General features: G+C 73.9%; 29 protein-coding genes. 11 read left to right on the plus strand and 18 right to left on the minus strand.

What is annotated here, in order from left to right; translation table 11 throughout:
• Window positions 1–4: 4 nt before the first annotated feature.
• The 4 genes from SD460_RS25060 to SD460_RS25075 form a co-directional block, all read right to left on the minus strand.
• On the minus strand, window positions 5–1096 hold the full coding sequence (locus SD460_RS25060) for an SWIM zinc finger family protein (protein ID WP_290058887.1): 1092 nt from the start codon (window positions 1094–1096) through the stop codon (window positions 5–7).
• Window positions 1093–3570, minus strand: a complete 2478-nt coding sequence (locus SD460_RS25065) for an SCO1167/SCO6262 family helicase (protein WP_318306810.1) — start codon at window positions 3568–3570, stop codon at window positions 1093–1095. Before SD460_RS25065 ends, SD460_RS25060 begins: the two co-directional genes overlap by 4 nt.
• A gap of 68 nt (window positions 3571–3638) precedes the next feature.
• Window positions 3639–4421 carry an ABC transporter permease gene (locus SD460_RS25070; protein ID WP_290051006.1) on the minus strand — a complete coding sequence of 261 codons (783 nt, stop codon included), beginning with the start codon at window positions 4419–4421 and terminating at the stop codon, window positions 3639–3641.
• Complete coding sequence (locus SD460_RS25075) at window positions 4418–5344, minus strand: ATP-binding cassette domain-containing protein (RefSeq protein WP_290051009.1); 927 nt, start codon at window positions 5342–5344, stop codon at window positions 4418–4420. The genes SD460_RS25070 and SD460_RS25075 overlap by 4 nt, the downstream gene beginning before the upstream one ends.
• Window positions 5345–5423: 79 nt before the next feature.
• Between SD460_RS25075 and SD460_RS25080 the strand changes: the two genes are divergently transcribed.
• Window positions 5424–6200 (plus strand): TetR/AcrR family transcriptional regulator, encoded by a 777-nt coding sequence (locus SD460_RS25080; protein WP_290051012.1) that lies wholly within the window; start codon window positions 5424–5426, stop codon window positions 6198–6200.
• On the opposite strand, the gene SD460_RS25085 is transcribed toward SD460_RS25080, so the two are convergent.
• The gene (locus SD460_RS25085) at window positions 6183–7352 is read right to left on the minus strand and encodes a cytochrome P450 family protein (RefSeq protein ID WP_290051014.1); all 1170 of its coding nucleotides are present in this window, start codon (window positions 7350–7352) and stop codon (window positions 6183–6185) included. The genes SD460_RS25080 and SD460_RS25085 overlap by 18 nt on opposite strands.
• Window positions 7353–7438: 86 nt before the next feature.
• On the opposite strand from SD460_RS25085, the gene SD460_RS25090 reads away from it, so the two are divergent.
• The 5 genes from SD460_RS25090 (at window position 7439) to SD460_RS25110 (ending at window position 11453) form a co-directional block, all read left to right on the plus strand.
• A complete protein-coding gene (locus tag SD460_RS25090; protein ID WP_318306811.1) occupies window positions 7439–8482 on the plus strand; it encodes a TetR/AcrR family transcriptional regulator in 1044 nt (347 codons plus the stop codon).
• Between the two features lie 80 nt (window positions 8483–8562).
• Window positions 8563–9834 carry an RNA polymerase sigma factor gene (locus tag SD460_RS25095; protein WP_290051018.1) on the plus strand — a complete coding sequence of 424 codons (1272 nt, stop codon included), beginning with the start codon at window positions 8563–8565 and terminating at the stop codon, window positions 9832–9834.
• Window positions 9831–10628 carry an alpha/beta fold hydrolase gene (locus SD460_RS25100; protein ID WP_290051019.1) on the plus strand — a complete coding sequence of 266 codons (798 nt, stop codon included), beginning with the start codon at window positions 9831–9833 and terminating at the stop codon, window positions 10626–10628. Before SD460_RS25095 ends, SD460_RS25100 begins: the two co-directional genes overlap by 4 nt.
• A gap of 1 nt (window position 10629) precedes the next feature.
• Window positions 10630–10965 (plus strand): YciI family protein, encoded by a 336-nt coding sequence (locus SD460_RS25105; protein WP_290051021.1) that lies wholly within the window; start codon window positions 10630–10632, stop codon window positions 10963–10965.
• Window positions 10965–11453 carry a GyrI-like domain-containing protein gene (locus tag SD460_RS25110; RefSeq protein ID WP_290051023.1) on the plus strand — a complete coding sequence of 163 codons (489 nt, stop codon included), beginning with the start codon at window positions 10965–10967 and terminating at the stop codon, window positions 11451–11453. Before SD460_RS25105 ends, SD460_RS25110 begins: the two co-directional genes overlap by 1 nt.
• 32 nt (window positions 11454–11485) lie before the next feature.
• Here SD460_RS25110 and SD460_RS25115 read toward each other — a convergent pair whose 3' ends face one another.
• A complete protein-coding gene (locus SD460_RS25115) occupies window positions 11486–11938 on the minus strand; it encodes an anthrone oxygenase family protein (RefSeq protein ID WP_318306812.1) in 453 nt (150 codons plus the stop codon).
• A 17-nt stretch (window positions 11939–11955) separates the two neighbouring features.
• A complete protein-coding gene (locus SD460_RS25120; RefSeq protein ID WP_290051028.1) occupies window positions 11956–12777 on the minus strand; it encodes an NAD(P)H-binding protein in 822 nt (273 codons plus the stop codon).
• Window positions 12778–12859: 82 nt separating this feature from the next.
• Between SD460_RS25120 and SD460_RS25125 the strand changes: the two genes are divergently transcribed.
• Window positions 12860–13804, plus strand: coding sequence for an AraC family transcriptional regulator (locus SD460_RS25125; RefSeq protein WP_290051030.1), 945 nt, complete (start codon window positions 12860–12862; stop codon window positions 13802–13804).
• Here the strand turns inward: SD460_RS25125 and SD460_RS25130 are convergent.
• The 6 genes from SD460_RS25130 to SD460_RS25155 all read right to left on the minus strand — a co-directional run bounded on the left by SD460_RS25130 (window position 13764) and on the right by SD460_RS25155 (window position 17717).
• Window positions 13764–14195, minus strand: a complete 432-nt coding sequence (locus SD460_RS25130; protein ID WP_290051032.1) for a YybH family protein — start codon at window positions 14193–14195, stop codon at window positions 13764–13766. The two genes, SD460_RS25125 and SD460_RS25130, sit on opposite strands and share 41 nt — an antisense overlap.
• Complete coding sequence (locus tag SD460_RS25135; protein ID WP_290051033.1) at window positions 14192–14623, minus strand: SRPBCC domain-containing protein; 432 nt, start codon at window positions 14621–14623, stop codon at window positions 14192–14194. The genes SD460_RS25130 and SD460_RS25135 overlap by 4 nt, the downstream gene beginning before the upstream one ends.
• Window positions 14620–14967, minus strand: a complete 348-nt coding sequence (locus SD460_RS25140; protein ID WP_290051034.1) for an ArsR/SmtB family transcription factor — start codon at window positions 14965–14967, stop codon at window positions 14620–14622. Before SD460_RS25140 ends, SD460_RS25135 begins: the two co-directional genes overlap by 4 nt.
• Before the next feature lie 9 nt (window positions 14968–14976).
• Entirely contained in the window at window positions 14977–16029 is a 1053-nt protein-coding gene (locus tag SD460_RS25145; RefSeq protein WP_290051036.1) for a coiled-coil domain-containing protein, read from the minus strand.
• Window positions 16030–16179: 150 nt separating this feature from the next.
• Complete coding sequence (locus SD460_RS25150; RefSeq protein ID WP_318306813.1) at window positions 16180–17376, minus strand: RNA polymerase sigma factor; 1197 nt, start codon at window positions 17374–17376, stop codon at window positions 16180–16182.
• The gene (locus tag SD460_RS25155; protein WP_290051038.1) at window positions 17373–17717 is read right to left on the minus strand and encodes a YciI family protein; all 345 of its coding nucleotides are present in this window, start codon (window positions 17715–17717) and stop codon (window positions 17373–17375) included. Before SD460_RS25155 ends, SD460_RS25150 begins: the two co-directional genes overlap by 4 nt.
• Window positions 17718–17819: 102 nt before the next feature.
• Between SD460_RS25155 and SD460_RS25160 the strand changes: the two genes are divergently transcribed.
• Window positions 17820–18611, plus strand: coding sequence for an alpha/beta fold hydrolase (locus SD460_RS25160; protein WP_290051041.1), 792 nt, complete (start codon window positions 17820–17822; stop codon window positions 18609–18611).
• 9 nt (window positions 18612–18620) lie between these two features.
• Window positions 18621–19664 carry a site-specific integrase gene (locus tag SD460_RS25165; protein ID WP_290051044.1) on the plus strand — a complete coding sequence of 348 codons (1044 nt, stop codon included), beginning with the start codon at window positions 18621–18623 and terminating at the stop codon, window positions 19662–19664.
• A gap of 1 nt (window position 19665) precedes the next feature.
• On the opposite strand, the gene SD460_RS25170 is transcribed toward SD460_RS25165, so the two are convergent.
• The gene (locus SD460_RS25170) at window positions 19666–19830 is read right to left on the minus strand and encodes a hypothetical protein (RefSeq protein ID WP_166640695.1); all 165 of its coding nucleotides are present in this window, start codon (window positions 19828–19830) and stop codon (window positions 19666–19668) included.
• A gap of 26 nt (window positions 19831–19856) precedes the next feature.
• Here SD460_RS25170 and SD460_RS25175 point away from each other — a divergent pair, with 26 nt between their 5' ends.
• Window positions 19857–20366 (plus strand): CGNR zinc finger domain-containing protein, encoded by a 510-nt coding sequence (locus SD460_RS25175; protein ID WP_290051051.1) that lies wholly within the window; start codon window positions 19857–19859, stop codon window positions 20364–20366.
• Window positions 20367–20502: 136 nt separating this feature from the next.
• Window positions 20503–21279 (plus strand): SGNH/GDSL hydrolase family protein, encoded by a 777-nt coding sequence (locus SD460_RS25180; RefSeq protein WP_290051054.1) that lies wholly within the window; start codon window positions 20503–20505, stop codon window positions 21277–21279.
• On the opposite strand, the gene SD460_RS25185 is transcribed toward SD460_RS25180, so the two are convergent.
• From SD460_RS25185 to SD460_RS25200, 4 genes are read right to left on the minus strand one after another with little or no spacing between them, the layout of a single operon-like run.
• Window positions 21259–21870, minus strand: a complete 612-nt coding sequence (locus SD460_RS25185; RefSeq protein ID WP_290051056.1) for a TetR/AcrR family transcriptional regulator — start codon at window positions 21868–21870, stop codon at window positions 21259–21261. The genes SD460_RS25180 and SD460_RS25185 overlap by 21 nt on opposite strands.
• Window positions 21848–22324, minus strand: a complete 477-nt coding sequence (locus SD460_RS25190) for an SRPBCC family protein (RefSeq protein ID WP_290051058.1) — start codon at window positions 22322–22324, stop codon at window positions 21848–21850. Before SD460_RS25190 ends, SD460_RS25185 begins: the two co-directional genes overlap by 23 nt.
• Window positions 22321–22641, minus strand: a complete 321-nt coding sequence (locus SD460_RS25195) for a metalloregulator ArsR/SmtB family transcription factor (protein WP_290051061.1) — start codon at window positions 22639–22641, stop codon at window positions 22321–22323. Before SD460_RS25195 ends, SD460_RS25190 begins: the two co-directional genes overlap by 4 nt.
• Window positions 22641–23027, minus strand: coding sequence for a VOC family protein (locus SD460_RS25200; protein ID WP_290051063.1), 387 nt, complete (start codon window positions 23025–23027; stop codon window positions 22641–22643). The genes SD460_RS25195 and SD460_RS25200 overlap by 1 nt, the downstream gene beginning before the upstream one ends.
• Window positions 23028–23051: the final 24 nt, after the last annotated feature.

Here is a 23051-nt window from a genome sequence, read left to right on the forward strand (position 1 = left end):
TTTTTCAGTCCGAAAACAGGCCCGGATCCGCCTCCGGGGGTCCCGACGGCCACCAGGTGTCCCCTTCGAGGCGGTAGGGGTGCCACCGGCCTCGCCGATCCAGCCGCAGCTGGAGCGCGCCGATCGTGCAGTGGTTGCGCTCGAACACCGGGTCCTCGCCGGCGAGTGCGGCCCGCGCCGCCGCCAGTACCGGCTTCGGCGGGCTCCACGCCGAGTCCAGCACCTCCAGCCCGTCGCGGCCGCCGAACGTCCACGCCGCCACCGCCCGGTCGAAGTCCGCGCCCGTGCCGAGCCGCGAAGCCACGGCGGGGAACTGCGCGGCCAGCCGGACCGCGTCGGGACGTCGTCCCGGCCACGGCTCACCCGCCAGGACCGCGCCGGCCTGGGCCGCGGCGTTGGCTGCCAGCAGCGCGAACGCCTCCGCGGGCACCCCCGGCGCCGCCGGGATCGACGGTGCGCCCGACGGCCGGAACGCGGCCAGCTCCGGCAGCGGCCCCGGCGTCCGGTCCGCGGTCGCCACGGCAGCGGCCGCCGGGGCCATCCGGCTCTCCAGCTCCGCCCGGATCTCCCGCTCACCCCGCCCCCGCATCAGCAGCAGCACGAAGGGGTCGGCGTCCAGCAGCCACGACGCCTGGAACGACAACGCCGCCGCGTGCCGGCACGGCAGCTCCCAGCCCGGGCACTCGCACTCCGGGTCGAGGTCGCCGATGCCGGGCAGCAGGTGCACCCCGGCGTCGTCGGCCGCCTCGACCAGGTCGTGCGGCATGTCGCGGTCCAGCAGCGCCGCCAGGTGCCCGGTCCGCGACGCCACCCGGTCGAGGAACCGCGTCCAGTCGCCGTCCGACAGCTCCGCCAGCCGCAGCTGGGTGCGGTACGGGCCGCCGTCGGCGTCGTCGACCACCGCCGCGATCCGGCCCGGGCTCACCGTGATCGACCCGACCAGCCCGGCCGCGGCGTACCGGCGGCCCTTCTTCAGCTGCCGGAGATCCAGCGCGGTGTCCTCCATCGCGCGCACCCACGCCCGCCCCCACCACGAACGGGCGAAGCGCCCGGCCGCCCCGAACGCGGGGAACCCGCGCACCCGGTCGTCGGTCATCCGCGGCTCCTCAGCTCGACGAGCTCCGCGAGCTCGGTGTCGGTCAGTTCCGTCAACGCCGCCTCGCCACCGGCCAGCACCGCGTCCGCCAGCGCCCGCTTCTCCCGCAGCATCGCCGCGATCCGGTCCTCGACCGTGCCCTCGGCGACGAGCCGGTGCACCTGCACCGGTTTCGTCTGCCCGATCCGGTACGCCCGGTCGGTCGCCTGGTCCTCCACCGCCGGGTTCCACCAGCGGTCGAAGTGCACGACGTGGTCGGCGCGCGTGAGGTTCAGCCCCGTCCCGGCCGCCTTCAGCGACAGCAGGAACACCGGCACCGCGCCCTCCTGGAACCGCGCGACCAGTTCCTCGCGGCGGGCCACCGGCGTGCCGCCGTGCAGCAGCTGGGTCGCGATCCCCCGTCCGGCCAGGTGCTTCTCGAGCAGCCGCGCCATGGCGACGTACTGGGTGAACACCAGCACCGCGCCGCCCTCGGCGAGGATCGTGTCCAGCAGCTCGTCGAGCAGCTCCACCTTGCCCGAGCGGCCGCCGGGCTCCTTGAGGTACTGCGCCGGGTGGTTGCAGATCTGCTTGAGCGCGGTCAGCAGCTTCACGATCCGGCCGCGCCGGGCCATCCCGTCGCTCGCGGCGATGTCGGCCATCAGCTCCCGCACGACCGCCTCGTACAGCGCCACCTGCTCCGGGCTCAGCGCCACCGGCCGGTCGGTCTCGGTCTTCGGCGGCAGCTCCGGCGCGATCCCGGGATCGGACTTGCGCCGCCGCAGCAGGAACGGCCGCAGCAGCCGCGAAAGCCGCTCGGCCGCCGCCGGGTCCCCGGCCTCGATCGGCTTCGCCCAGCGCTCCCGGAACTCCGGCAGCGATCCCAGCAGGCCGGGCGCCGACCAGTCGAGGATCGCCCACAGCTCCGAGAGCGTGTTCTCCACCGGCGTGCCGGTCAGCGCCACCCGCGCCGCGGCCGGCACCAGCCGCAACGCCTTCGCCGTGCCCGAGCGGTGGTTCTTCACGTGCTGGGCCTCGTCGGCGACCAGCAGCCCCCACCGCACCCCGGCCAGCGGCGCCGGATCGGTGCGCAGCGTGCCGTACGTCGTCAGCACGAACCCGTCGAGGTCCTCGAGCGAGCGGGCGCTGCCGTGGAAGCGCCGCACCGGCACCCCGGGGGCGAACCGGCGGATCTCGCGTTCCCAGTTGCCCAGCAGCGACGCCGGGCACACCACCAGCGTCGGGCCCGACGCGCGGTGCAGGTGCAGCGCGATCAGCGTGACCGTCTTGCCCAGGCCCATGTCGTCGGCCAGGCAGCCACCGAGCCCCAGGCCGGTCACGGTGGCCAGCCACTGCAGGCCGCGCAGCTGGTAGTCCCGCAGCCGCGCGGCCAGCCCGGCCGGGGGCACCTCCGGCTCCGGCGGCGCGGACAGCCGTTCCCGCAACCGCGCCAGCCAGCCCTCGGTGACGACTTCGACCACTTCGCCCTCGACCTCGGTGGTGCCGGTCAGCACCGCGCCGAGCGCGTCGACCGGCGTCAACGGCTTCAGCACCCGCTCCCGCGCCTTCGCCGCCAGCGCCGGGTCCACCAGCACCCACCGGTCGCGCAGCCGCACCACAGCACGGCGGGCTTCGGCGAGCGCGTCCAGTTCCGCCTCGGTCAGCACCTCACCGCCCAGGGCGAGCTGCCAGTCGAACTCCAGCGCCCGCCCGCCGCCGAAGAACGACGGCAGATCACCCGGTGCGTCGCCGGCGCGGACGACGGCCCGCGCGGTCAGCGACCCCGCGAGCTCGGCCGGCCAGTGCACGTCGATGCCGGCCGCCGCCAGCCGCGGGGCGGCGGCCGCGACCAGCTCGGTCACCTCGTCCTCGCCCAGCACCAGCTCGCCGGGCACCGCGGAGGTCAGCAGCGGGCTCAGCGCCGGCCAGACCTGCGCACCCCGCCGCAGCGCCAGGACGACGTCGATGCGCGCCCGCGGCCCGAACCGGCCGGTCTCCCACAGCTCCGCCGCGTCGGCGAGCTGCCCCGGCTCGGCCAGGCTGTGCACCTGCACCACCGCGCGGTAGCGCCCGGCGCCGAACCCACCGGGCGCCTCGATCCGCAGCGACACCCGGATGCCCGAGTCCAGGCCCGCGGCCAGCTCGTCCGCCCAGTCGCGCAGCGGCTCGGCCCGCTGCGGCGCGACCGCGGCGAACAGCCGCGTCCCGGCTGCCTTCGCCGCGGCGGGCGTGCGGGGCAGCGTGTCGGCGACGGCGTCGAGGAACGCCCGCAGCAGCGGCTCCGGCGCCCGGTCGTCCGGTGGCATCGCGGCCGCGAGGTCGCGCAGCCACGCGGCTTCGGCCGGTTCGAGCGGCCCGGCGCGCCAGGCGTCGTACCCGGCCGCGGTCACCCCCGGCAGCAGCCGTCCCGCGGCGACCAGCCGCAGCGCCGCCGTGGCCGCGGTCCCCCAGAACCCGTCCGGTTCGCGCAGCAGTTCCCCGAGCCCGTCCACCATGGACAGCTCGCGGCCGTCGAGGACCAGCCGTCCCGTCCGTGGTGGTTCCCCCGGTGTGAAGTCGACGTTCAGTTCCCCAGCCTCTCGTATCGGCGCACGGACAGCGGCACGAAGACCGCGAGCAGCACCAGCGGCCAGACCACGGCCATCAGCACCGGGTGCGTGCTCACCCAGGACGTCCCGGCCGCGCCGGGGTTGCCGAACAGCACCCGCGCGGCGGTCACCGTCGAGGACAACGGGTTCCACTCCGCCACGGTTCCCAGCCACGCCGGCATCGTCGCGGTCGCCACGAACGCGCTGGAGAGGAACCCGAACGGGAACTCCAGGGTCTGCGCGAGCGTCACCATCGACGGGTCCGACGTCAGCAGCCCCAGGTAGATCCCCGCCCACACCAGCGCCGTGCGCAGCAGGAGCAGCAGCCCGATCGCGGCCAGCGTTTCGCCGAGGGAGCCGTGCGGGCGCCAGCCGACGGCGAACCCGCAGCCCAGCAGCACCGCCAGCGCGAGCACCGCGTTCGCCAGGTCCGCGGCCACCCGGCCGGTCAGCACCGCCGACGACGCCATCGGCAGCGACCGGAACCGGTCGGTGACGCCCTTCGCCGCGTCGTCGAGCACCGCGATCATCGTGCCCGACAACCCGAACGCCATGGTCATGGCGAACATCCCCGGCATCAGGAACTCGCGGTAGGAGCCGCCGCCGGGCACGGTCATGCCGCCGCCGAGCAGGTAGGCGAAGATGAGCACCATCAGGATCGGGAACGCCACCACGGTGGCCAGCCGGGCCGGGCGCCGCGCGAGCTGCGCGAGGTAGCGCTGGGTCAGCGTCCAGCCGTCTTCGATCGCCCACCTCATCGCGCCACCCCCGTCAGCTCCAGGAAGACCTCGTCGAGCGTCGGGTGCCGCAGTGCCACGTCGGCGAACGCCAGCTCGGTCGCCGCCAGCTCGCGCACGACATCGGTCAGCATGGCCGGCTCGGCCGGCGCGCTGACCCGCAGTTCTTCGGTGACCGGCTCGGCGCCGGTGACCCGGGCCAGCAACGCCGTCGCCGCGCCGATGTCGTCCGGGTCGGTCAGCACCAGCTCGATCCGGGTCGCGCCGAGTGAGCCCTTCAGCTGCGCCGGCGTGCCTTCGGCGATGACGCGGCCGCGCTCGACGAGGGAGATCCGGTCGGCCAGCTGGTCGGCTTCCTCCAGGTACTGGGTCGTGAGCAGCACGGTCGTGCCGTCGGCGACCAGTGACCGCACGGCCCGCCAGACCTCGAGGCGGCTGCGCGGGTCCAGCCCGGTCGTCGGCTCGTCGAGGAACAGCACCCGCGGGGTCGCCAGCAGCGACGCGGCCAGATCGAGCCGCCGCCGCATCCCGCCCGAGTAGGCCGACACCGGCTTCGCCCCCGTTTCGGCGAGCCCGAACCGCTCGAGCAGGTCGTCGGCGCGGCGCGTTGCCTCGCGGCGGCCCAGGTGGTGCAGCCGGCCGAAGAGCACCAGGTTCTGCCGTCCGGACAGGATCTCGTCGACCGCGGCGTGCTGGCCGACCAGCCCGATCGCGGACCGCACTTTCGCTGATTCAGTGGCGACGTCGAAGCCGGCCACCCGGGCGACGCCGCCGTCGTGGCGCAGCAGCGTGGACAGCACGCGCACGGCCGTCGTCTTGCCCGCGCCGTTCGGTCCGAGCAGGCCGCACAAGGTGCCCGCCGGGACGGAGAGGTCGAACCCGTCGAGGGCGTACGCGTCGCCGTAGCGCTTGCGAAGCCCTTCGGCGTGGATCTGCGGAGTCATGCTCCCCCTTAACTCTGTACGTTGTACGTAGAAGAGGTTAGCACAACTTTGTACAGCGTACGGAGATTGGGTGGGCACAATGACCGGCGTGAGCACCGAGGACAACGGCGACGGCGACCCGAGGCGGGCGATCGAGCTGCTCTGGGGCGTCTCGGCGCCCCCGCGCCGCGGCCCCAAACCGAAACTGAGCACCGCCGACGTCGTCCGCGCGGCGGTCACCCTGGCCGACGCCGACGGCATCGAGGCGGTCACCATCCGCGGCGTCGCCGAGCACCTCGGCGTCTCCCCCATGTCCCTCTACACCTACGTGCCGGGCCGGGCCGAGCTGCTCGACCTGATGATCGACCACGTCCACGGCGAGCTCCCGGCCCCCGCGGCCGGGCTCGGCTGGCGGGCGGCACTGACCGGGATCGCCGAAAACCTGTGGGCGCTGTTCCACGCGCACCCCTGGCTGCTGCAGGTCACCACCAGCCGCTCGGCGCTCGGCCCGCACAGCTTCGCCAAGTACGAGAACGAGCTGCGCGCGGTCGAGGGCATCGGCCTCGACGACGTCGAAATGGACGCCGTGGTCAGCCTCGTCACCGGCCTGGTCCGGACCACCGCGCGCAGCTCCCTCGACAACGCCCGGCTGGTCCGCACGAGCGGCCTGACCGACGCGCAGTGGTGGGAGCGCGCCGCGCCGGTGCTGGCCGGCATCCCGGCCGCCGACGCGGCGCACTACCCGATCTCCTCCCGGGTCGGGCAGGCCGCGGGCGAAGCCCACAACGCCGCGGAGAACCCCGCCTACACCTTCCGCTTCGGCCTCGCCCGTGTCCTGGACGGCATCGAAGCGCTGGTGTCAGAGCGCCAGCGGTAGCGCCGCGGGGCGCCAGGTCCCGCCGTCGGGCGCGCGCGGCACGTCACCGGCCAGGGTCAGGCCCGGGTAGCGGTCGAACAGCATCGACAGCGCCACCTCGGTCTCCACCCGAGCGATCGACGCGCCGAGGCAGAAGTGCGGGCCGTGCGAGAACCCCAGCTGCGCGGGTCCCTGCCGGGTGACGTCGAGGCGGTCGGCGCCGTCGAACACCCGCGGGTCGCGGTCGGCGGCCACCATCGCCGCCGTCACCCGCTCGCCCGCCCGGACGAGCTCGCCGTCGATCTCGACGTCTTCACGCGCGAACCTCGGCGTGGTCAGCAGCTGCGGACTGCAGAAGCGCATCAGCTCCTCGACCGCGCCCGGCCACAACGCCGGGTCCGCTCGCAGCAGTTTCAGCTGGTCCGGGTGCCGCAGCAGGGCTTCGACGGCGTTGGCGACGAGGTTCACCGGCGTCTGCCCGGCCAGCACCAGGTGCCAGACCAGGGTGACCAGCTCGGTGTCGGTGAGCCGGTCGTCGTCCTGGGCGCGCACGAGGTCGCCGATGAGGTCGTCGCCCGGCTCGGCCCGGCTGCGCGCCACGGCTTCCTTCGCGCCCTCGATGATCGCCGGGATGGCCGCGCTGAAGTCCGGCCCGATCCCGCTCGCTACCGCGGCGCCGTACTCGCGCCAGCGCGGGCGGTCGGCGTCCGGGATGCCGGCCAGCTCGCAGATGACGTCCATCGGCAGCGGCCGCGCGAAGTGCGCCACCAGGTCCACGACACCGTCCTCGGCGTGCGCGGGCAGCGCGTCGAGCAGCTTCCCGGTGATGGCGGCCAGGCGCGGGCGCAGCTGGGCGGCGCGCTTCGGGGTGAACGCCGGCGCGACCAGGCGCCGCAGCCGCAGGTGCTCGGGCCCGTCCTGCTCGGACATGGTCTTCATGTATTCGAGGCAGTGCTCGGGGATGCCGGGCGGCCGCATGAAGCTCTCGGACCGGACCTCGAACCGCGGGTCGGCCAGCATCGCGCGGGCCTCGGCGTAGCGGGTCAGCGCCCAGAACGGGCCGAACCCGGGGATGACCAGCTTGGCCACCGCGCTCGTCTCCCGCGCGCGGTCGTAGGCGGTGAACGGGTCGGTGAGGACCGCGAGGTCCGTGAGATCGATTTCGGGGGTCATCCACCACTCCAGATGTTCAAATCAGATGTTCATGTCATCTCAGTGGTCACGGTATCTTGAGCCACGACACCGCGGCAAGGAGGACGATGGTCAGGCTCAGCAGGGCGGAAACCCAGGAACGCAACCGCGCCAGGGTCCTGGCCGCCGCCCGGGACGAGTTCGCCCGCCGCGGCTTCCGCGACGCCAAGATCGACGTCATCGCCGACCGCGCCGAGCTCACCCGCGGCGCGGTCTACTCCAACTTCCCCGGCAAACGCGCCCTGTACTTCGCCGTACTGGCCGACCTCGCCGAACGCGCACCCCGCCCCGCCACCCCGCCCGCGGACGCCGGCGCGGCCGACGTCCTGGCCGCGTTCGCCCGCGCCTGGGTCGCCCGCCTGCCGCTGGCCACCGACAGCGACGCCGAAGACGCCCGCCTCGCCCGCGACCTGCTGCCCGAGGTCCTCGCCGACGACCACACCCGGCGCCCGTTCGCGCAGCTCATGCGCGTGAACGCGATCCTGCTCGGCCTCGCCCTCGAACGCGCCCGCCCGGGACGGCGGCTCGTGCGGGTCGCCGAGGCCGCGCTCACGACCCTGCACGGCGCGAGCCAGCTCGCCGCCGCCGCACCCGGCTTCGGCGAGCCGTTCGACATCGTCACCGCCTGCGCCGCGTTGCTCGACCTCGGCCTGCGCGACGACTGGCCCGCAGTCCCGCCGATCACCACCCAGGCCCAGCCCGCCGACACCCGCTGGCAGCCGCCCACGGCCGTGGACCTCCTCACCGGAGACGCGGTCGAGCCCGGCGACGGCGTGGTCACCATCCTCGGCCTGCACCGCGCCTCGGCCTTCGAAGAAGCCGTCCGCGCCGGCGCCGACGTCACCGCCGTCCTCGTCACCAGCGACCCCGGCGAACTCGCCCCGCTGGCCCGCCTCGCGGTCGCCGACCTGCGCGGCTGCCTCGACCAGGCGATCACGCCCCCACGGCACCCCCGGCTGCGGATCGTCTGCGACGCGAGCGGCGAGCTCGCCGCGGCCGCCGGGATCACCGCGGTCAGCGACGCCACCGAAGCGGCGGTGCGCGTCGAAGGCGGCCGGATCGTCGCCCGCGCCGAAGGGTTCGGCGCCTGCCACGCCGCCGCAACCAAGTAGCGGCCCGGCCGAGTAGACAGCGGCTGTCGGTCCCGGCCCTCGCCGTTCGTCGGGTGGGTGAACCGGCGGGAGGAGCAGGCGTGGACGTCGAAACCGCGGTCGCCGAGGCGTTCCGCGAGGAGTGGGGCCAGGTCGTGGCCACCCTCATCCGGGTCACCGGCGACTGGGACCTGGCCGAGGAGTGCGCGCAGGAGGCGTTCGCCCTCGCCCTGCGCACCTGGCCCCGCGACGGCGTCCCGCGCAAGCCCGGCGCCTGGCTGACCACCGCCGCCCGCAACCGCGCCACCGACCGGCTCCGCCGCGACGCCGTCGGCGCCGCCAAGCTCGAGGAGGCCGGCCGCGTGCACGTGCCCGAAGGCGGGGAATCCGACGACAGCGGCGTCACCGACGACCGGCTGCGGCTCATCTTCACCTGCTGCCACCCCGCGCTGGCCACCGAAGCCCAGGTCGCGCTCGCGCTGCGCACCCTCGCCGGGCTGTCCACCGCCGAGATCGCCCGCGCGTTCCTCGTCCCGGAAGCGACCATGTCGCAACGGCTCGTGCGGGTGAAGCGCAAGATCCGCCACGCCCGCATCCCCTACCGCGTCCCGCCCGCGCACCTGCTGCCCGAACGCACCAACGCCGTCCTCGGCGTGCTGTACCTGACCTTCAACGAGGGCTACTCCGCCAGCGCCGGACCCGACCTGCAACGCCCCGACCTCGCCGCCGAAGCCGTCCGCCTCGCCCGCGTCCTCGCCGGGCTGATGCCCGACGAACCCGAAGCGCTCGGCCTGCTCGCGCTCCTGCTGCTCCAGCACGCCCGCCGCGCCACCCGCGTCGGCGAAGAGGGCGAGCTCGTCCCCCTCGAAGAGCAGGACCGCACCCGCTGGGACACCGAGGCCATCACCGAAGGCACCCAGGTCCTGGAGACCGCGCTGCGGCGCCGCCGCCCGGGGCCGTACCAGATCCAGGCCGCCATCGCCGCCTGCCACGCCACCGCCACCCGCGCCGCCGACACCGACTGGCCCCAGATCGCCGGCCTCTACCGCGAGCTGCGGAAGTTCGTCCCCAGCGCCGTCGTCGCCCTCAACCGGGCCGTCGCGGTCGGCATGGCCGACGGCCCCGAGGCCGGCCTCGCCCTGCTCGACGAACTGGACCTCGCGAACTACCACCTGCTGCCGGCCACCCGCGCCGACTTCCTCCGCCGGCTCGGCCGCCACGACGAAGCCGCCCGCAGCTACGCGGCCGCGCGCGAGCTCGCGCCCACCGACGCCGAGCGCGCGTACCTCACACGAAGAATTTCGGAGACGCTGTCCTTCCGGGCGGCTCCCGTTCGTCGGGAAGACGAACCCCGACCGGAGGAGACCCCATGACCACCCTCGACGTTCCCGGCGCCACCCTCACCTACGACGTCACCGGCACCGGCCCGCTCCTGCTGCTCGTGCCCGGCGGCGCGGCCGACGCCACCATGTTCGCCCCGATCCGGCCCCTGCTCGCCGAGGACCACACCGTCGTCACCTACGACCCCCGCGGCATCTCCCGCAGCCCCCTGCACGGCGAGCCGGGCCGCGACACCATCCGCGAACACGCCGACGACGTGCACCGCCTGCTCACCGAGCTCGGCGGCGGTCCGGTGGACGTCCTGGCCAGCAGCGGCGGTGCCATCACGCTGCTGGAACACCTCGTGCGCCACCCCGGCCGGGTCCGCACCGCCGTGCTGCACGAACCGCCGGTCACGCGGTACCTCGGCCCCGACGTCCTCGACGGGCCGGACATCCCGGCGATCTACCGCGAGCACGGCATCGGCGCCGCCATCGCCGCGTTCATGGAGATGGCCGGCTTCGACATCGCCCCGCCCGCCGACCCGACGCCTGAAGAGCTGGCCCACATGAAGGTGATGGAAGGCAACTTCGCCTACTTCTTCGGGCACCTGATGGCCGCCATCGGCGCCTACGAGCCCGACCTGGACGCGCTGCGGGCGACGTCCGCGCGGCTGGTCGTCGGCGTCGGGGAGAAGTCCGCCGGCCTGCCCGCCCACGAAGCGGGCCTGGGCCTGGCCGCCGACCTCGGGCTGAGCGCCGAACCGTTCCCCGGCGACCACGGCGGCTTCCAAGCCGAGCCGGCCGCCTTCGCCGCGCGCCTGCGCACCGTCCTGGAAGGATGCTGACATGCGGTACCTGCTGATGATCGCCGGTGACGAGAGCGCCGAGGAGCACCAGAACGACGGCTGCGGCGGCTGGGGCGAGGACCTGGAGCGCCGCGGCAAGATCCACGGCGGAGGAGGCCTGCGCCCGCCGTCGGAAGCCACGACCATCCGCGTCCGCGACGGCGAAGTCCTGCTCACCGACGGGCCGTTCACCGAGGCCAAGGAACAGATCGGCGGTTTCGTCGTGCTCGAGTGCGACGACCTCGACGAAGCCCTCGAGATCGCGGCCAAGCACCCCGCCGCCACCTACGGCAGCATCGAGGTCCGGCCGATGCTCGGACCGGCGGACTTCGCCTGATGCCCGCGATCGTCGAGCGGCGGGCCCAGCTGTACGTCGCCGAGCGCGCCACCCTCGCCAGCCCGGAGTTCCCGCGCCTCGCCGACCGGCTGCCGCCGCTGATCGGAACCCTCGCCGCGCACGGCGTCGCCCCGGCCGGAGCGCCGTTCTTCCGCTACCGCGTGCTGCACCCGGGGATGCGGTTCATCGTCGAAGCCGGCGTGCCCGTCGACGGCGGCTTCGCCCCGGAAGCCCCCGCCTTCGCCGACGAGCTTCCCGCGGGCCGGTACGTCCTGGAGACCTACGTCGGCGCGCCCGCCGGCCTGGCCGCAGCGACCGCGTCGGTCCTCGAGTGGGGCGCCGCCGAGGGCGTCGAGTGGGACCGCCGCGAAGGGCCCGACGGCGAGGAGTGGGGCTGCCGCCTGGAAGTGCTGCGCAGCAACCCCCTCGAAGTACCGGACCCCGCCCAGTGGGTGACCGACCTGCTCTTCCGCGTCGCCGGGTCGTGAGTGGTAAGTCGGGTTAGAACCCGACTTACCACTCACGACCGCCGGGTGAGCACGGCCGCGACCAGGCAGCCGAAGCCGGCCGTGCTCACCACCGCGCGCAGGACGTTCCAGCGGACCCACGTCGCCTCGAACCGCGCCCGCACCGCCGCGTAGTCGTCACCGCCGGCGTCCAGCGCGTTGTTGAGCGGGACGTTCACCACCCCGGTGATCACGAGCATCGCCACCAGGAACGCGAACCCGGCGATCACCCACGGCCGCGCCCCGGTGTCGAGGAACACCGCCACGCCCGCCAGCACCGGCGCGCCCAGGAACGTCAGCATGAACACCGGGTTCACGATCGCGACGTTGATCCCCCGCATCCCCTCCACGAACGTCTTGTCGTCCCCGCGCGCCAAACCCGGCAGCACCGAGCAGGCGTAGGCGTAGAACAGCCCGGCGATCAGTCCCGCCGCGACCAGCGCGGCCACCAGCACCACAGTGGACATCGGTTTCCCCTTCTCCGTCACCGGGCCCAGACCCCGGTCGCCGCGGCCGCGCGGGCGTAGTCCGCGAAGTCCGTCGCCGGGCGGCCCAGTACCCGCTCGACGTCGGTCGTGAGCGACGAGTTGCGCCCGTCGAGCACCCGGCCGAACAACTCGGCCAGCGCGCCGATCTCGGCGTCCGGCACCCCTTGAGCGGCCGCGCCCGCGGCGAACTCCGCCCCGGAAACCGGAACATAGCGGACATCCCGCCCGGCGGCGGCGGAAATATCCGCGGCGGCGTCGGCGAAGCTCAGCAGCCGGGGCCCGGTCAGTTCGTAGAGCTGCCCGGTGTGCCCGGGCTCGGTCAGCACGCGCACGGCGACGTCGGCGATGTCGCGGACGTCGACGAACGGCTCCGTCACCGTGCCGGCCGGCAGCGCGATCTCGCCGCCGCGCACCGCGTCGAGGAGGAAGTGCTCGCTGAAGTTCTGCGCGAACCAGCTGCACCGCAGGATCGTCCAGCCGGTGCCGGCGTCCCGCACGATCTGCTCGCACGCCTCGGCTTCTTCCTCACCGCGGCCGGAGAGCAGCACCAGGTGCCGCACGCCGCTCGCCACGGCCAGCTCGGCGAACGCGTGGACGTCACCGGCCGCCTGCGGCACCACGAGGTCGGGGTAGTACGTCAGGTAGACGGCATCGACGCCGTCCAGCACGGGCTTCCAGCTCTCTCGATCGGCCCAGTCGAAGGGCGGCGCGCCGCGGCGCGAGGTGATCCGCACGCCCTCGCCGCGCTCCCGCAGCCGGTCCGCCACCCGGCGCCCGGACTTGCCGGTCCCGCCCACCACCAAGAAGTTCGTTGTCATGGCAGTGAGTCAACCGGCGATCGGTGAGACTCTCCATAGTTCACAGGCTCGATGGCATGTTCCAGCGTCTACACTTGGGCGTATGGACCCGCTCGCCGCGCTGCTCGACGGACCTCGCGCCCACGGCGCGTTCCTGCTGCGCTCGGTACTGACCCCGCCGTGGTCACTGCGCATCGAAGACCAAGCGCCGCTGACCGTCGTGGCGGTGGTCCGCGGCGACGCGTGGATCGTGCCCGACGGCGGCGAAGCGGTCTCGATGAGCGAAGGCGACGTCGCGATCGCCCGCGGCCCCGACCCGTACCTGGTCGCCGACCACCCCGGCACGCCGCCGCAGGCGATCATCCTGCCCGGCCAGGAGTGCCGCACCCCCGACGGCGGGCACTTGACCGAGCTCACCGGTCTCGGCGTCCGCACGTGGGGCCACGGCAGCGACGGCCCGGTCGTGCTGCTCACCGGGACGTACACGATGGAAGGCGAGCTGAGCAAACGGCTCCTGGCGGCCCTGCCCGCGCTGATCGTCCTGCGCGCCGCCGACTGGCCGACCCCGCTGGTGGCGCTGCTCGCCGCCGAGATCGGGCGGGACGTGCCGGGCCAGGAAGCCGTCCTCGACCGGCTGCTGGACCTGCTCCTGATCGCGGCGCTGCGAGCCTGGTTCGACCGGCCGGACACCACCGCGCCCGCCTGGTACCGCGCCCACGACGACCCGGTCGTCGGCCAGGCGCTGCGGCTGCTGCAGCACCAGCCCGCCGAACCGTGGACGGTCGCCGATCTCGCTTCGGCCACCGGCATTTCCCGTGCGGCGCTGGCCCGCCGCTTCGCCGTGGCGGTCGGTGAGACCCCGATGGCCTACCTCACCGGCTGGCGGCTCGCGCTGGCCGCGGACCTGCTGCGCCAGCACCGGGAAACCACGATCGGGTCGGTGGCCCGCCAGGTCGGGTACGGCAGCGCGTTCGCGCTCAGCACGGCCTTCAAGCGGGAGTTCGGCGTCAGCCCGCAGCAGTACCGGACGCGGGAACCAGCGTCGTGAGCGCGGCCCCGGTGGCGGCGTCGAACGGCACCGAACTGTGCTCGTGCACGATCTTCCAGCCGTCGTCGTCCCGCCGGAACCCGACGGTGGACCGCACCCACATCGCCACCTCGGTGCCGTCGGTCATGGTGCCGCTGACTTCGAAGAGGTAGTGCGCGAAGGCGACGTCGCCGCCGGTGACCACTTCGAGGTCGGCGATCCGCAGGCCGATCTCCGTGCGGTAGGCGCGGAACCACTGAGCCAGCCGGGCCCGTTCGGCGTCGCGTCCCCGGTCCGCCAGCGCGCCGACCGCGTCGAACAGCGTGACGTCCTCGTCGTACTGCGCGACGAGGGCCTCGACGTCCTTCGCCGCCACGGCCGCGACCCGGGCTTCGACGAGCGCGGCGGTCACTTCAGCTCCTCGCCCAGCCGGTCGAGCCAGTCGCCCGTGCCCTGCTCGCGCCACTCCGGTTTCTCGGCGCCGTCGAGGAACGTGCCCTGCTCGGTCAGGGTCAGCCGGGTGCCGTCGGCGTCGGCTTCGAGTTGGACCGTGGTGATCGAGACCGTGGCGAGCGCCTGGCCACCGCTGAGCGTCGTGGCGTAGACGATCCGCCGTGACGGCACGATGTCGTGGTAGGTCGAGGTGACGTGCAGCTTCGTTTCGTCCGGGCCGAGCGCGTCGACGGTTTCGGTGCCGCCGACCCGGAAGTCCAGGGTGTGCGTGCCGTCGGGGACGAACCAGCGGGCCTTCGCGGCCGGGTCCGCCCACGCGGCGAAGACCCGCTCCGGCGGCGCGGGGTAGGTGCGTTCGAGGGTGAAGGTGGCGTGCTTGACGGTCATGACGTGCTCCCTTCCGAGGTCCCCGGCCCGGCGAGGAAGTCGCCGAGCCGGTCGAGCCTGCCCTCCCACGTGGTGCGCTGCCGCCCCAGCCAGTGCTCGCCGGCGCGCAGCACCTCCGGTTCGAGCCGGCAGGTGCGGACGCGGCCGACCTTCTCCGACCGCACGATCCCCGCGGCTTCCAGCACCTGGAGGTGCTGCACCACCGCGGCCAGCGACATGGTCAGCGGCTCGGCCAGCTCGCTGACCGACGCCGGCCCGCGCACGAGCCGCTCCACCAGCGCCCGCCGCGTCCGGTCGCCCAGGGCGCGGAACACCAGGTCCAGCGACCCCTCATGGTTAAGCATCTACTTAAGTTATGCCTGCTGCTCTGGTTGGTCAAGTAACTGCTTAAGTGTTTCGGGGAGCTCCGGCGTCTCGCGCACGACGGTGAGCACCCGGACCAGCTCCCGCTCGGCGGCGTCGCCCCGGCCCAGCGCCGTCCGCAGTTCGGCGCCCAGGTTCGTGGTGGTCTCGTGCATCGACCGGACGGTCTGCTCATGCGCGGCCTGCGTCTCGGCGAGCCGCCGGTCGAACCCGGCCCGCAGGCGTTCGGCGTCGACCCGGGCACGCTCCTCCTGCGCCGCGACGGCCTTGGCATGTTCTTCGCGGGCGAGGTCGAGCCGCCCCTGGACGGCCTCAGCGCGGCTTTCGGCGGCCTCGGCCCTTGCCTCGGCGGCTTGACTTCGCCCGCGTTCCTCGTCGACGGCGGTCCGGGCGGCGGCCAGTTCGGCGGTCAGCGTGGCGATCACCGCGGCGCGTTCGCCGGCCAGGGCCGCCGAGGCGTCGGCGCGATCGGCGACCCGGGCGAGTTCGTCCCGGACCGCGGCGAGCTGCCCCTCGGCTCGTTGCTGCTCCTGCACGGCCGCGCGGCGGGCCACGCGCTCCTCGTCCCGCTCCCGGAGCGCGGCGGCCTTGTCCTGCTCGGCGGCTTTCGCCGCGGCGACGGCGGCTTCGGCCTCGTCCCGGTCCTGCGCGGCGGCGGCTTCGGCACGCCCCCGGTGCAGCCGGTGCTCATCGGCCTCGGCCAGCGCCGCATCCCGCTCGGCCAGCGCGGCGGCGGTCGTCGCCTCGAGCTGGTGGCGCAGCGTCGTGAGCGTCTCCACGAGCCCGCGAGCCGGCTCGAGCACCCGGTCGACCTGCCCGGCGAGCGCGGTGACGGCGGTGTCGTCCAGCTCGGTGTCGCTCTCCCGCAGCGACTCGGCGTCCGCCAGCACGGCTTCGGCGTCCCGGCAGTTCAGGTTCCGCCGCCCCCAGGTCTTCCCGTCCTGGCAGAACCGCGCCCGGCTCCCGCGCCCCACCGCGGGCGGCAGCGGCGCCCCGCATCGCCGGTACTCGCAAACCCGGATCTGACCAGCGTCTTCCGTCATGATCAGGACCCTATCAAAGCTTCTGATCAGAACTAGAAGCAGCTGTTCAAAATCAGAAGATAGTGTGGCGAGCATCTAAGTTTGGATAAGGTCACATATCCGAATCCAGAACGTCCTGGAGGCCGAATCGGCCCCTCGAAAACTGGGTGGCTACCCGCGACGCACGCAGACGCCGAGTTTGCGCCGCAGGAACTCCCGCTCAGGACCGTTGCCCGTGAGCTCGATCGCCGCCGAATACGCCTCGGCCGCCTCCCCCGTGCGGCCGACGCGGGCCAGCAGGTCCGCGCGGATCGCGTGGAACAGCCCGAACGTCGGGAGATCGAGAGCCTCCACCAGCGCCAGCCCGGCCGCCGGGCCGTCGACCTCGGCCACCGCGACCGCCCGGTTCAAGGCCACCACCGGGGTCGGGGTGACCGCCAGCAGCTGGTCGTACAACGCCTTGACCTGCGCCCAATCGGTCGGCGCGTCGCTGTGGACGGCCTGAATCGCCGCCTGGATCTGGTAGGGTCCCGGCTGGTTGCGCCGCAGGCAACGCCGGACGATCTCCTGCCCCTCGGCGATCAACGCCGGGTCCCAGCGCGACCGGTCCTGGTCGGCCAGCAGCACCAGCGACCCGTCCGGGGTCGTGCGGGCGGCGCGGCGGGAGTGGCTGAGCAGCAGCAACGCCAGCAGACCCCAGACCTCCGGCTCGTCGGGCATCAACCCGGCCAGCGCGCGGGTGAGGCGGATCGCCTCGCCGCACAGGTCGTCGCGGACCAGGTGCTCCCCCGTGCTGGCCTCGTAGCCCTCGTTGAAGATCAGGTACAGCACGCTCAGCACACCCGAGAGCCGCGCGGGCAGGTCGGCGTCCTGCGGGACGCGGTACGGGATGCCGGCGTCGCGGATCTTGTTCTTCGCGCGGACGATCCGCTGGGCCATCGTCGGCTCGGGGACCAGGAACGCGGCCGCGATCTCGGTCGTGCTCAGGCCGCCGAGCAGCCGGAGCGTCAGCGCGACCTGGGTGGCGCGGGCCAGCGCCGGGTGGCAGCAGGTGAAGATCAGCCGGAGCCGCTCGTCGGGCACGGCGCCCTCCTCCACGGGCTCGGCTTCGGCGTGCGTGAGCGCCGCCTGGGCGTACTTGTCCGCCCGCGCCGCCTCCCGGCGCAGGCGGTCGACGGCGCGGTTGCGGGCGGTGGTGATGATCCAGCCCGCCGGGCTCGGCGGGAGCCCGGCGGCCGGCCACCGCCGGACGGCCTCGGTGAACGCGTCCTGCACGGCCTCTTCGGCGACGTCGATGTCCCCGAAGACCCGCACCAGGACCGACACCGCACGGCCGTACTCGGCGGCGAAGACGTCTTCGATCCTCATCCGCTGAACGGCCGCACCTCGACCGGCAGCGGCGCTACAGCGTCGGCGAGGCGCCCGCCCCAGGCGAGGGCGGCGTCGAGGTCGGGGGCGGTGATGATGGTGAACCCGCCGAGGTGCTCCTTGCCCTCGGCGTAGGGGCCGTCGGTGACGACGGTGTCGCCGTCGCGGGCCCGCAGCACGGTGGCGGTCGACGGCGGGTGCAGGCCCCCGGCGAACACCCAGGCCCCGGCCGCCTTGAGATCGGCGTTCAGCGCGTCGAGCTGCTTCACGATCCCGTCTAGCACGTCGGGCGGCGGGGTGGGGCCGTCGGGCTGGTAGATGCTGAGCAGGTAGTGCTTCACGTCGTCCTCCTCGGTGTCGTCACCGCTGAAACGAACGGGGCCCGGGCGGATCGACAGCGTCCCGCACGGATTTTGCGTGGACGAGGCCGGGAAGATCAAGGCATGAGGATTCGCGCTTCCGACCACGAGACCACCGTGACCACCCGCGGCACCCACGGCCCCGCCGTGCTGCTCGTGCACTCCCTGGGCCTGGACCGCCGCATGTGGGACCCGGTGCTCGATCGGCTCGCGACCGGGCGGCGGGTGTTCGCCTACGACATCCGCGGGCACGGCTCCGCCGCCGGCGCACCGCTGCCGTTCACGACGGCCGCCGCCGGCGCCGACCTCCTGGCCGTGCTCGACGCGCTCGAGCTGGGCATCGCCCACGTCGCCGGGTTGTCGCTGGGCGGGGCGATCGCGCAGACCGCCGCCGTCGCCGCACCCGGCCGGTTCGCCTCGCTGACCTTGCTGGGCGCGCCGGACCGCCCGGTTCCGGCGGCGTTCGAGGAACGCGCGCGCATCGCCGAGACCGGCGGCATGGCACCGCTGGTCGGGCCGACCCTGGAACGGTGGTTCACCGCCGCCGCGCTCGAAGCCGACACCGAAGGGGTGCGCTACGCCCGCGAGTGCGTCGCCTCCTTCGACCCGGTCACGTGGGCGTCGATCTGGCGTGGCTACGGCGGACTCGACGTCTACGAGCGGCTGCGCGGCTTCCCGGCCCCGGCACTGGCGCTCGCCGGGGAGGCCGACGCGTCGATCACCATCGACGGCATGGCCGCCGTCGCCGCGCGGATCGGCGGGGGCGCGAAGCTGGAGGTCGTTCCCGGCGCCCCGCACATCCAGACCCTCGAACGCCCCGATGAGGTGGCCGACGCCCTGGACCGGTTCCTGCCCGCGGAGATCGACATCCCGTAACCTCGGCGCGTGCCCGACCTGCAACCGGTGACCGACGCCGATCTCGCCGCCGCCAGTCCGGCCGAACGGCTCGCGCTGCTGGACGAGGCCGCGGCCCGGCACGTCGACGGGCAGCGCCCGCCGAACACGCTCAAGGCCTACGCCCAGGACTGGCAGGTGTGGCTGGACTACACCGCCGAGGCCGGGATCCCGCCGTTGTCGGCGACGATCGGCGCGCTGACCGGGTTCGTCGTGTGGCTCGAACGCGGCCGCACGCTGCGCCCGGACGAACGGACTGTGCCGGAAGTGCCCGAGCTGGCCGCGCCGGCGGCGCCGTCGACGATCGAGCGGCGGCTCACCGGGGCGCTCGCCGGGCTGCGGCACCACAAGGTCGTCGTCGACCCCGAAGCGAGCCGCGCCGCCTGGCGCGCGCTGAAGGGCTACCGGCAGCGGCTGGCCAGGGACGGCGTCCAGCGCGGGCGCGGCAAGGCCACCATGGTGACCCTCGCCGACCTGCGGGCCATGTCCCGCGCCTGCCCGGACACCCTGTCCGGCGCCCGCGACCGCGCGATGCTGCTCATCGGCTTCCCGATCGCCGCCCGCTGCTCGGACCTGGCGAACCTGCTGGTCACCGACGTCGAGCCGGTCGACGACCGCGGGCTCGCGGTGACCGTGCGGCACGGCAAGAGCACCGGCGACATGGTCGTCCCGCGGCGCGAGAACCCCGAGACCGACCCGGTGCGGGCGTGGCACGCGTGGCGGTCGGGCGCCGGGATCGCCGAGGGACCCGCGTTCCGCCGCGTCGACCGGCACGGCAACGTCGGCGAGCCCGCGCTGAGCACCACCGGCGTCAACCAGATCCTCACCCGGGCCGGCGTCCGCGCGGGCCTGCCCTACCCGGTGACCGGGCACTCCCTGCGTTCCGGGTTCGCCACCGAGGCCCGCCGGGCCGGCGCGGACGACCTCGCGATCGCCGACCAGGGCCGCTGGGTCCGCGGCAGCCGCGCGCTCTACGAGTACATCCGCCGCGTCGACCAGTGGAACGACAACGCGGCGGGCGTGCTCGACCTCTGATTCACCGGGCCGGCCGGGTGGCGCCGACGACTTCGCCGTCGAGCCGGGCGAGCCAGCTGCCGCAGACGCAGCGCACGTAGTCGAGCCGGTGGGAAGCGCGCTGGGCCGCGGTCGCCGGCAGTTCGGCGAGCGGCCAGCCGCAGCGGGGGCAACGGTTGACGTCCATGCCCTCGATCGTGCTGTAATGAGTTAGTGCACTTCAACCCTTACGGCGGCCCGGCCGCGCTCGTGGCCGCCGACCTGGTCAACGCCGGGTCCGCGAGCGAGCTGCTGGACGGAATGGTTCGCAACGGCATGGCGATCCAGGCGCTGACCGACACCGAAGCCACCCGGATCGCCGAGTGGGCCGGCCAGTTGCGGCCGGTGTTTGCCGCTCCACCGGAAAGCCGGCCGGACCTGGTCAACGCGCTGCTGGCGGAAGCCGCGTGCCGCCCGTACATCACCACCCACGACGACAAGCCACCGCACCTGCACTACTCGGCGGCCGACGCCGGGCCGGTCGGCCGGGTGCGCGCCTACACCGCGGGGGGCCTCGCCCACCTGGTGTGCGAGGCCCCGGACCGGCTGGGGATCTGCGGTCGCGAAGGCTGCGAAACGGCATACGTCGACACGTCCCGCAACGGCCGCCGCCGGTTCTGCTCGACGCGGTGCGCGACGCGCGTGCACGTCGCCGACCACCGGGCCCGGCAGGTCAGCGCTTGAAGACGGATGACCTGGATCGGGTGCGCCTCGGCAGTCAGGTCGCCAGAGAATCGACGATCTGGTCCAGGCCACTGACGTACTCCGAGATGAAGGAGCCATGCAACGGGACAGCCGGCAGACTGCTTAGACTGCGGACATGAGCAAGCGCTTAGTGGTATTGGGGGACTCGTTCACCGAAGGCGTCGGCGACGACGACCCGGCCGCCCCGAACGGGGTGCGCGGCTGGGCCGACCGCGTCGCCGAACAGCTCGCCGCTCGTGAGCCGGAGTTCCGGTACGCCAACCTCGCCATCCGCGGGAAGCTGCTGCCGCAGATCCTCGGCGAGCAGCTCGAGCCGGCACTCGCCCTGGAGGCGGACCTGGTCAGCCTCTACGCCGGCGGCAACGACCTCATGCGCCCGAAGGTGGACATCGACGCGCTGCTCGTCGACTACGAAACCGCCGTCGCGCGGATCCGGGCCACCGGCGCCCACCTGATCCTGTTCACCGGGGTCGACGGCGTCGAGGACCCGCTGTTCCGCGCCATCCGGGGCCGGGTGGCGATCTACAACGAGCTCGTGCGCGGCATCGCGGCCCGCCACGACGCCCTGCTGGTGGACCTGTGGTCGATGCGGCAGCTGTGCGACCGCCGGTTCTGGGCGCCGGACCGCCTGCACCTCAACGCGCTCGGCCACACCGAGGTCGCGATCGAGGTGCTGCGGGTGCTCGGGGTCGAACACCCGCTGCTCACCCCGGAACTGGCGCCGCGTGCGGTGCTGAGCCCGGCCGAGCGCCGCAGCCAGAACCTGCAGTGGGCGCGCGAACACGCGCTGCCGTGGGTGCGGCGGCGGGTGAAGGGCGAGTCGTCCGGCGACACGCTCAGCGCGAAGCGCCCGACGCTGGAGCCGGTCGCCTCAGCGCCGCTGCCCCGCTGACGTGCGGAGGCCGTCGAAGAGGATCGCCACGGCCCGGTCGCGCAGCCGCGCGTCCGGGCCGGCGTACTCGGCGGCCCGCGCGACCCCGATGATGATGGTGATCAGCTCGCCGACGACGAGGTCCTCGCGCACCGCGCCCGCGCCCTGCGCGCGCGAAAGCAGCACACCGAGCGCCTCCATCAGGCGGGCGCCGATGTCGGACTTCGCCACCGGCACGGTGACCCCGGCCGCGGTGAGCGCTTCGAAGTAGGCGTTCTTCGCGCTCGACATCTCGATCCAGCTGGTCAGGAACGTGAAGAACGCGCCGCCCGGATCCGCGGACTCCGCCGCGACGGCGGCCTCGGCCTGGTCCACGAACCGGCGCAGCCGGGCGACGAGCACCGCTTCGAGCAGGGCTTCCTTCGTCGGGAAGTGCCGGAACACCGTGCCGATGCCGACCCCGGCGGCGCGGGCGACCTCTTCGGTCGGCGCCCCGGTGCCCTTGGTGGCGAACACGCTCTCGGCGGCTTCCAGCACCCGCGCCCGGTTGCGGCGGGCGTCGGCACGCAGCGGTTTCGACGCGTGGGGGTCAGCGGTCGCGGAGCTCACCACCCGATCGTAACGGGATCGGGTCAGGCAGCGTGTCCAGCAATCGGGCCAGCGCGCGCGGCACGTGGGACCGCCAGCCGCCACCCATGATCCGGCGGGAGACGCGCTGGAACTCGTCGTCCGGGTCGAACCCCTCGTGGCTGAGGAACAGGCGGGTGCCGGTGCCTTCGGGGACCAGCCGCCAGGTGACCGTCCACTGCGGACCCCAGCGGATGCTGAGCTTGCGCTCGGGCTCGACCTCCAGCACCTCGCACGCCACCGGCCCGCCGGCGAACCCGGCCGCGGGCACCGGCTCGGCCAGCAGCTCGAAGCGGTGCCCCACCACGGGTTTGATGTCGTTGGGCATGCTGATCCAGCGTTCGAGCAGGTCGGGTTCGGTCAGCGCGCGCCACACCTTGCGGGCCGGGTGGGCGAGGAACTGGTCGACGTGGATCGCGGTGGGATCGTCTTCGGTCACAGGTCTTCCTCCTCGTCGAGCAGGTCACGCAGGTTGGCGAGCTTGCCGCGCCAGAAGCGTTCGTACGGCGTGAGCCAGTCCCTGACTTCTTCCAGCGGCGCCGCGTCCAGCCGGTAGACGCGGTTGCGGCCCTGCCGCTGCTCGGCGACCAGGCCCGCCTCCCGGAGCACCCGGAGGTGTTCCGACAGGCTCGGCCGGGCCATGTCGAACCGTTCGGCGAGCGCGCCCGCCGCCATCGGGCCGTCCAGCAGCAGCCGCAGGACCTGGCGCCGGGCCGGGCTGGCCAGCGCGGCGAAGACGTCGTCGTTGACCGGCATCAGCGCGGCACGTTCCCGAGGTCCGACGGCTGGAGCAGGCCGAGGGTGTGGCCGTCGAGGTCCCGGAACGACGTCGCCCGGCCCCACGGCTGCTCCCGCGGCTCGGCCACCTCGACCCCGGCCGCCCGCAGCGCGGCCACGTCGGTGTCGAGGTCGGTGGTCTGCAGCTGGAAGTGCCGCGGGCCCGGCTCGATCCCGGTGACCTGCTGGTCGGTCAGCACGACGCCGGTCTGCGCCCCCTTCGGCGCGACCATGACGAACCGGCCGCCCTCGGGCGTGCGGCGGTCGACGAGCGCTTCGAAGCCGAGCTTGCCGACGTAGAAGTCCCGCGCGCGAGCGTGGTCGGCGACCGGCAGGGTCAGGAACTGCACGTGCGTGATCGTCATGCCGCCGACCATACGTAGGAGATC

It is taken from the genome of Amycolatopsis solani (genome assembly GCF_033441515.1).
GTDB lineage: Bacteria > Actinomycetota > Actinomycetes > Mycobacteriales > Pseudonocardiaceae > Amycolatopsis > Amycolatopsis solani.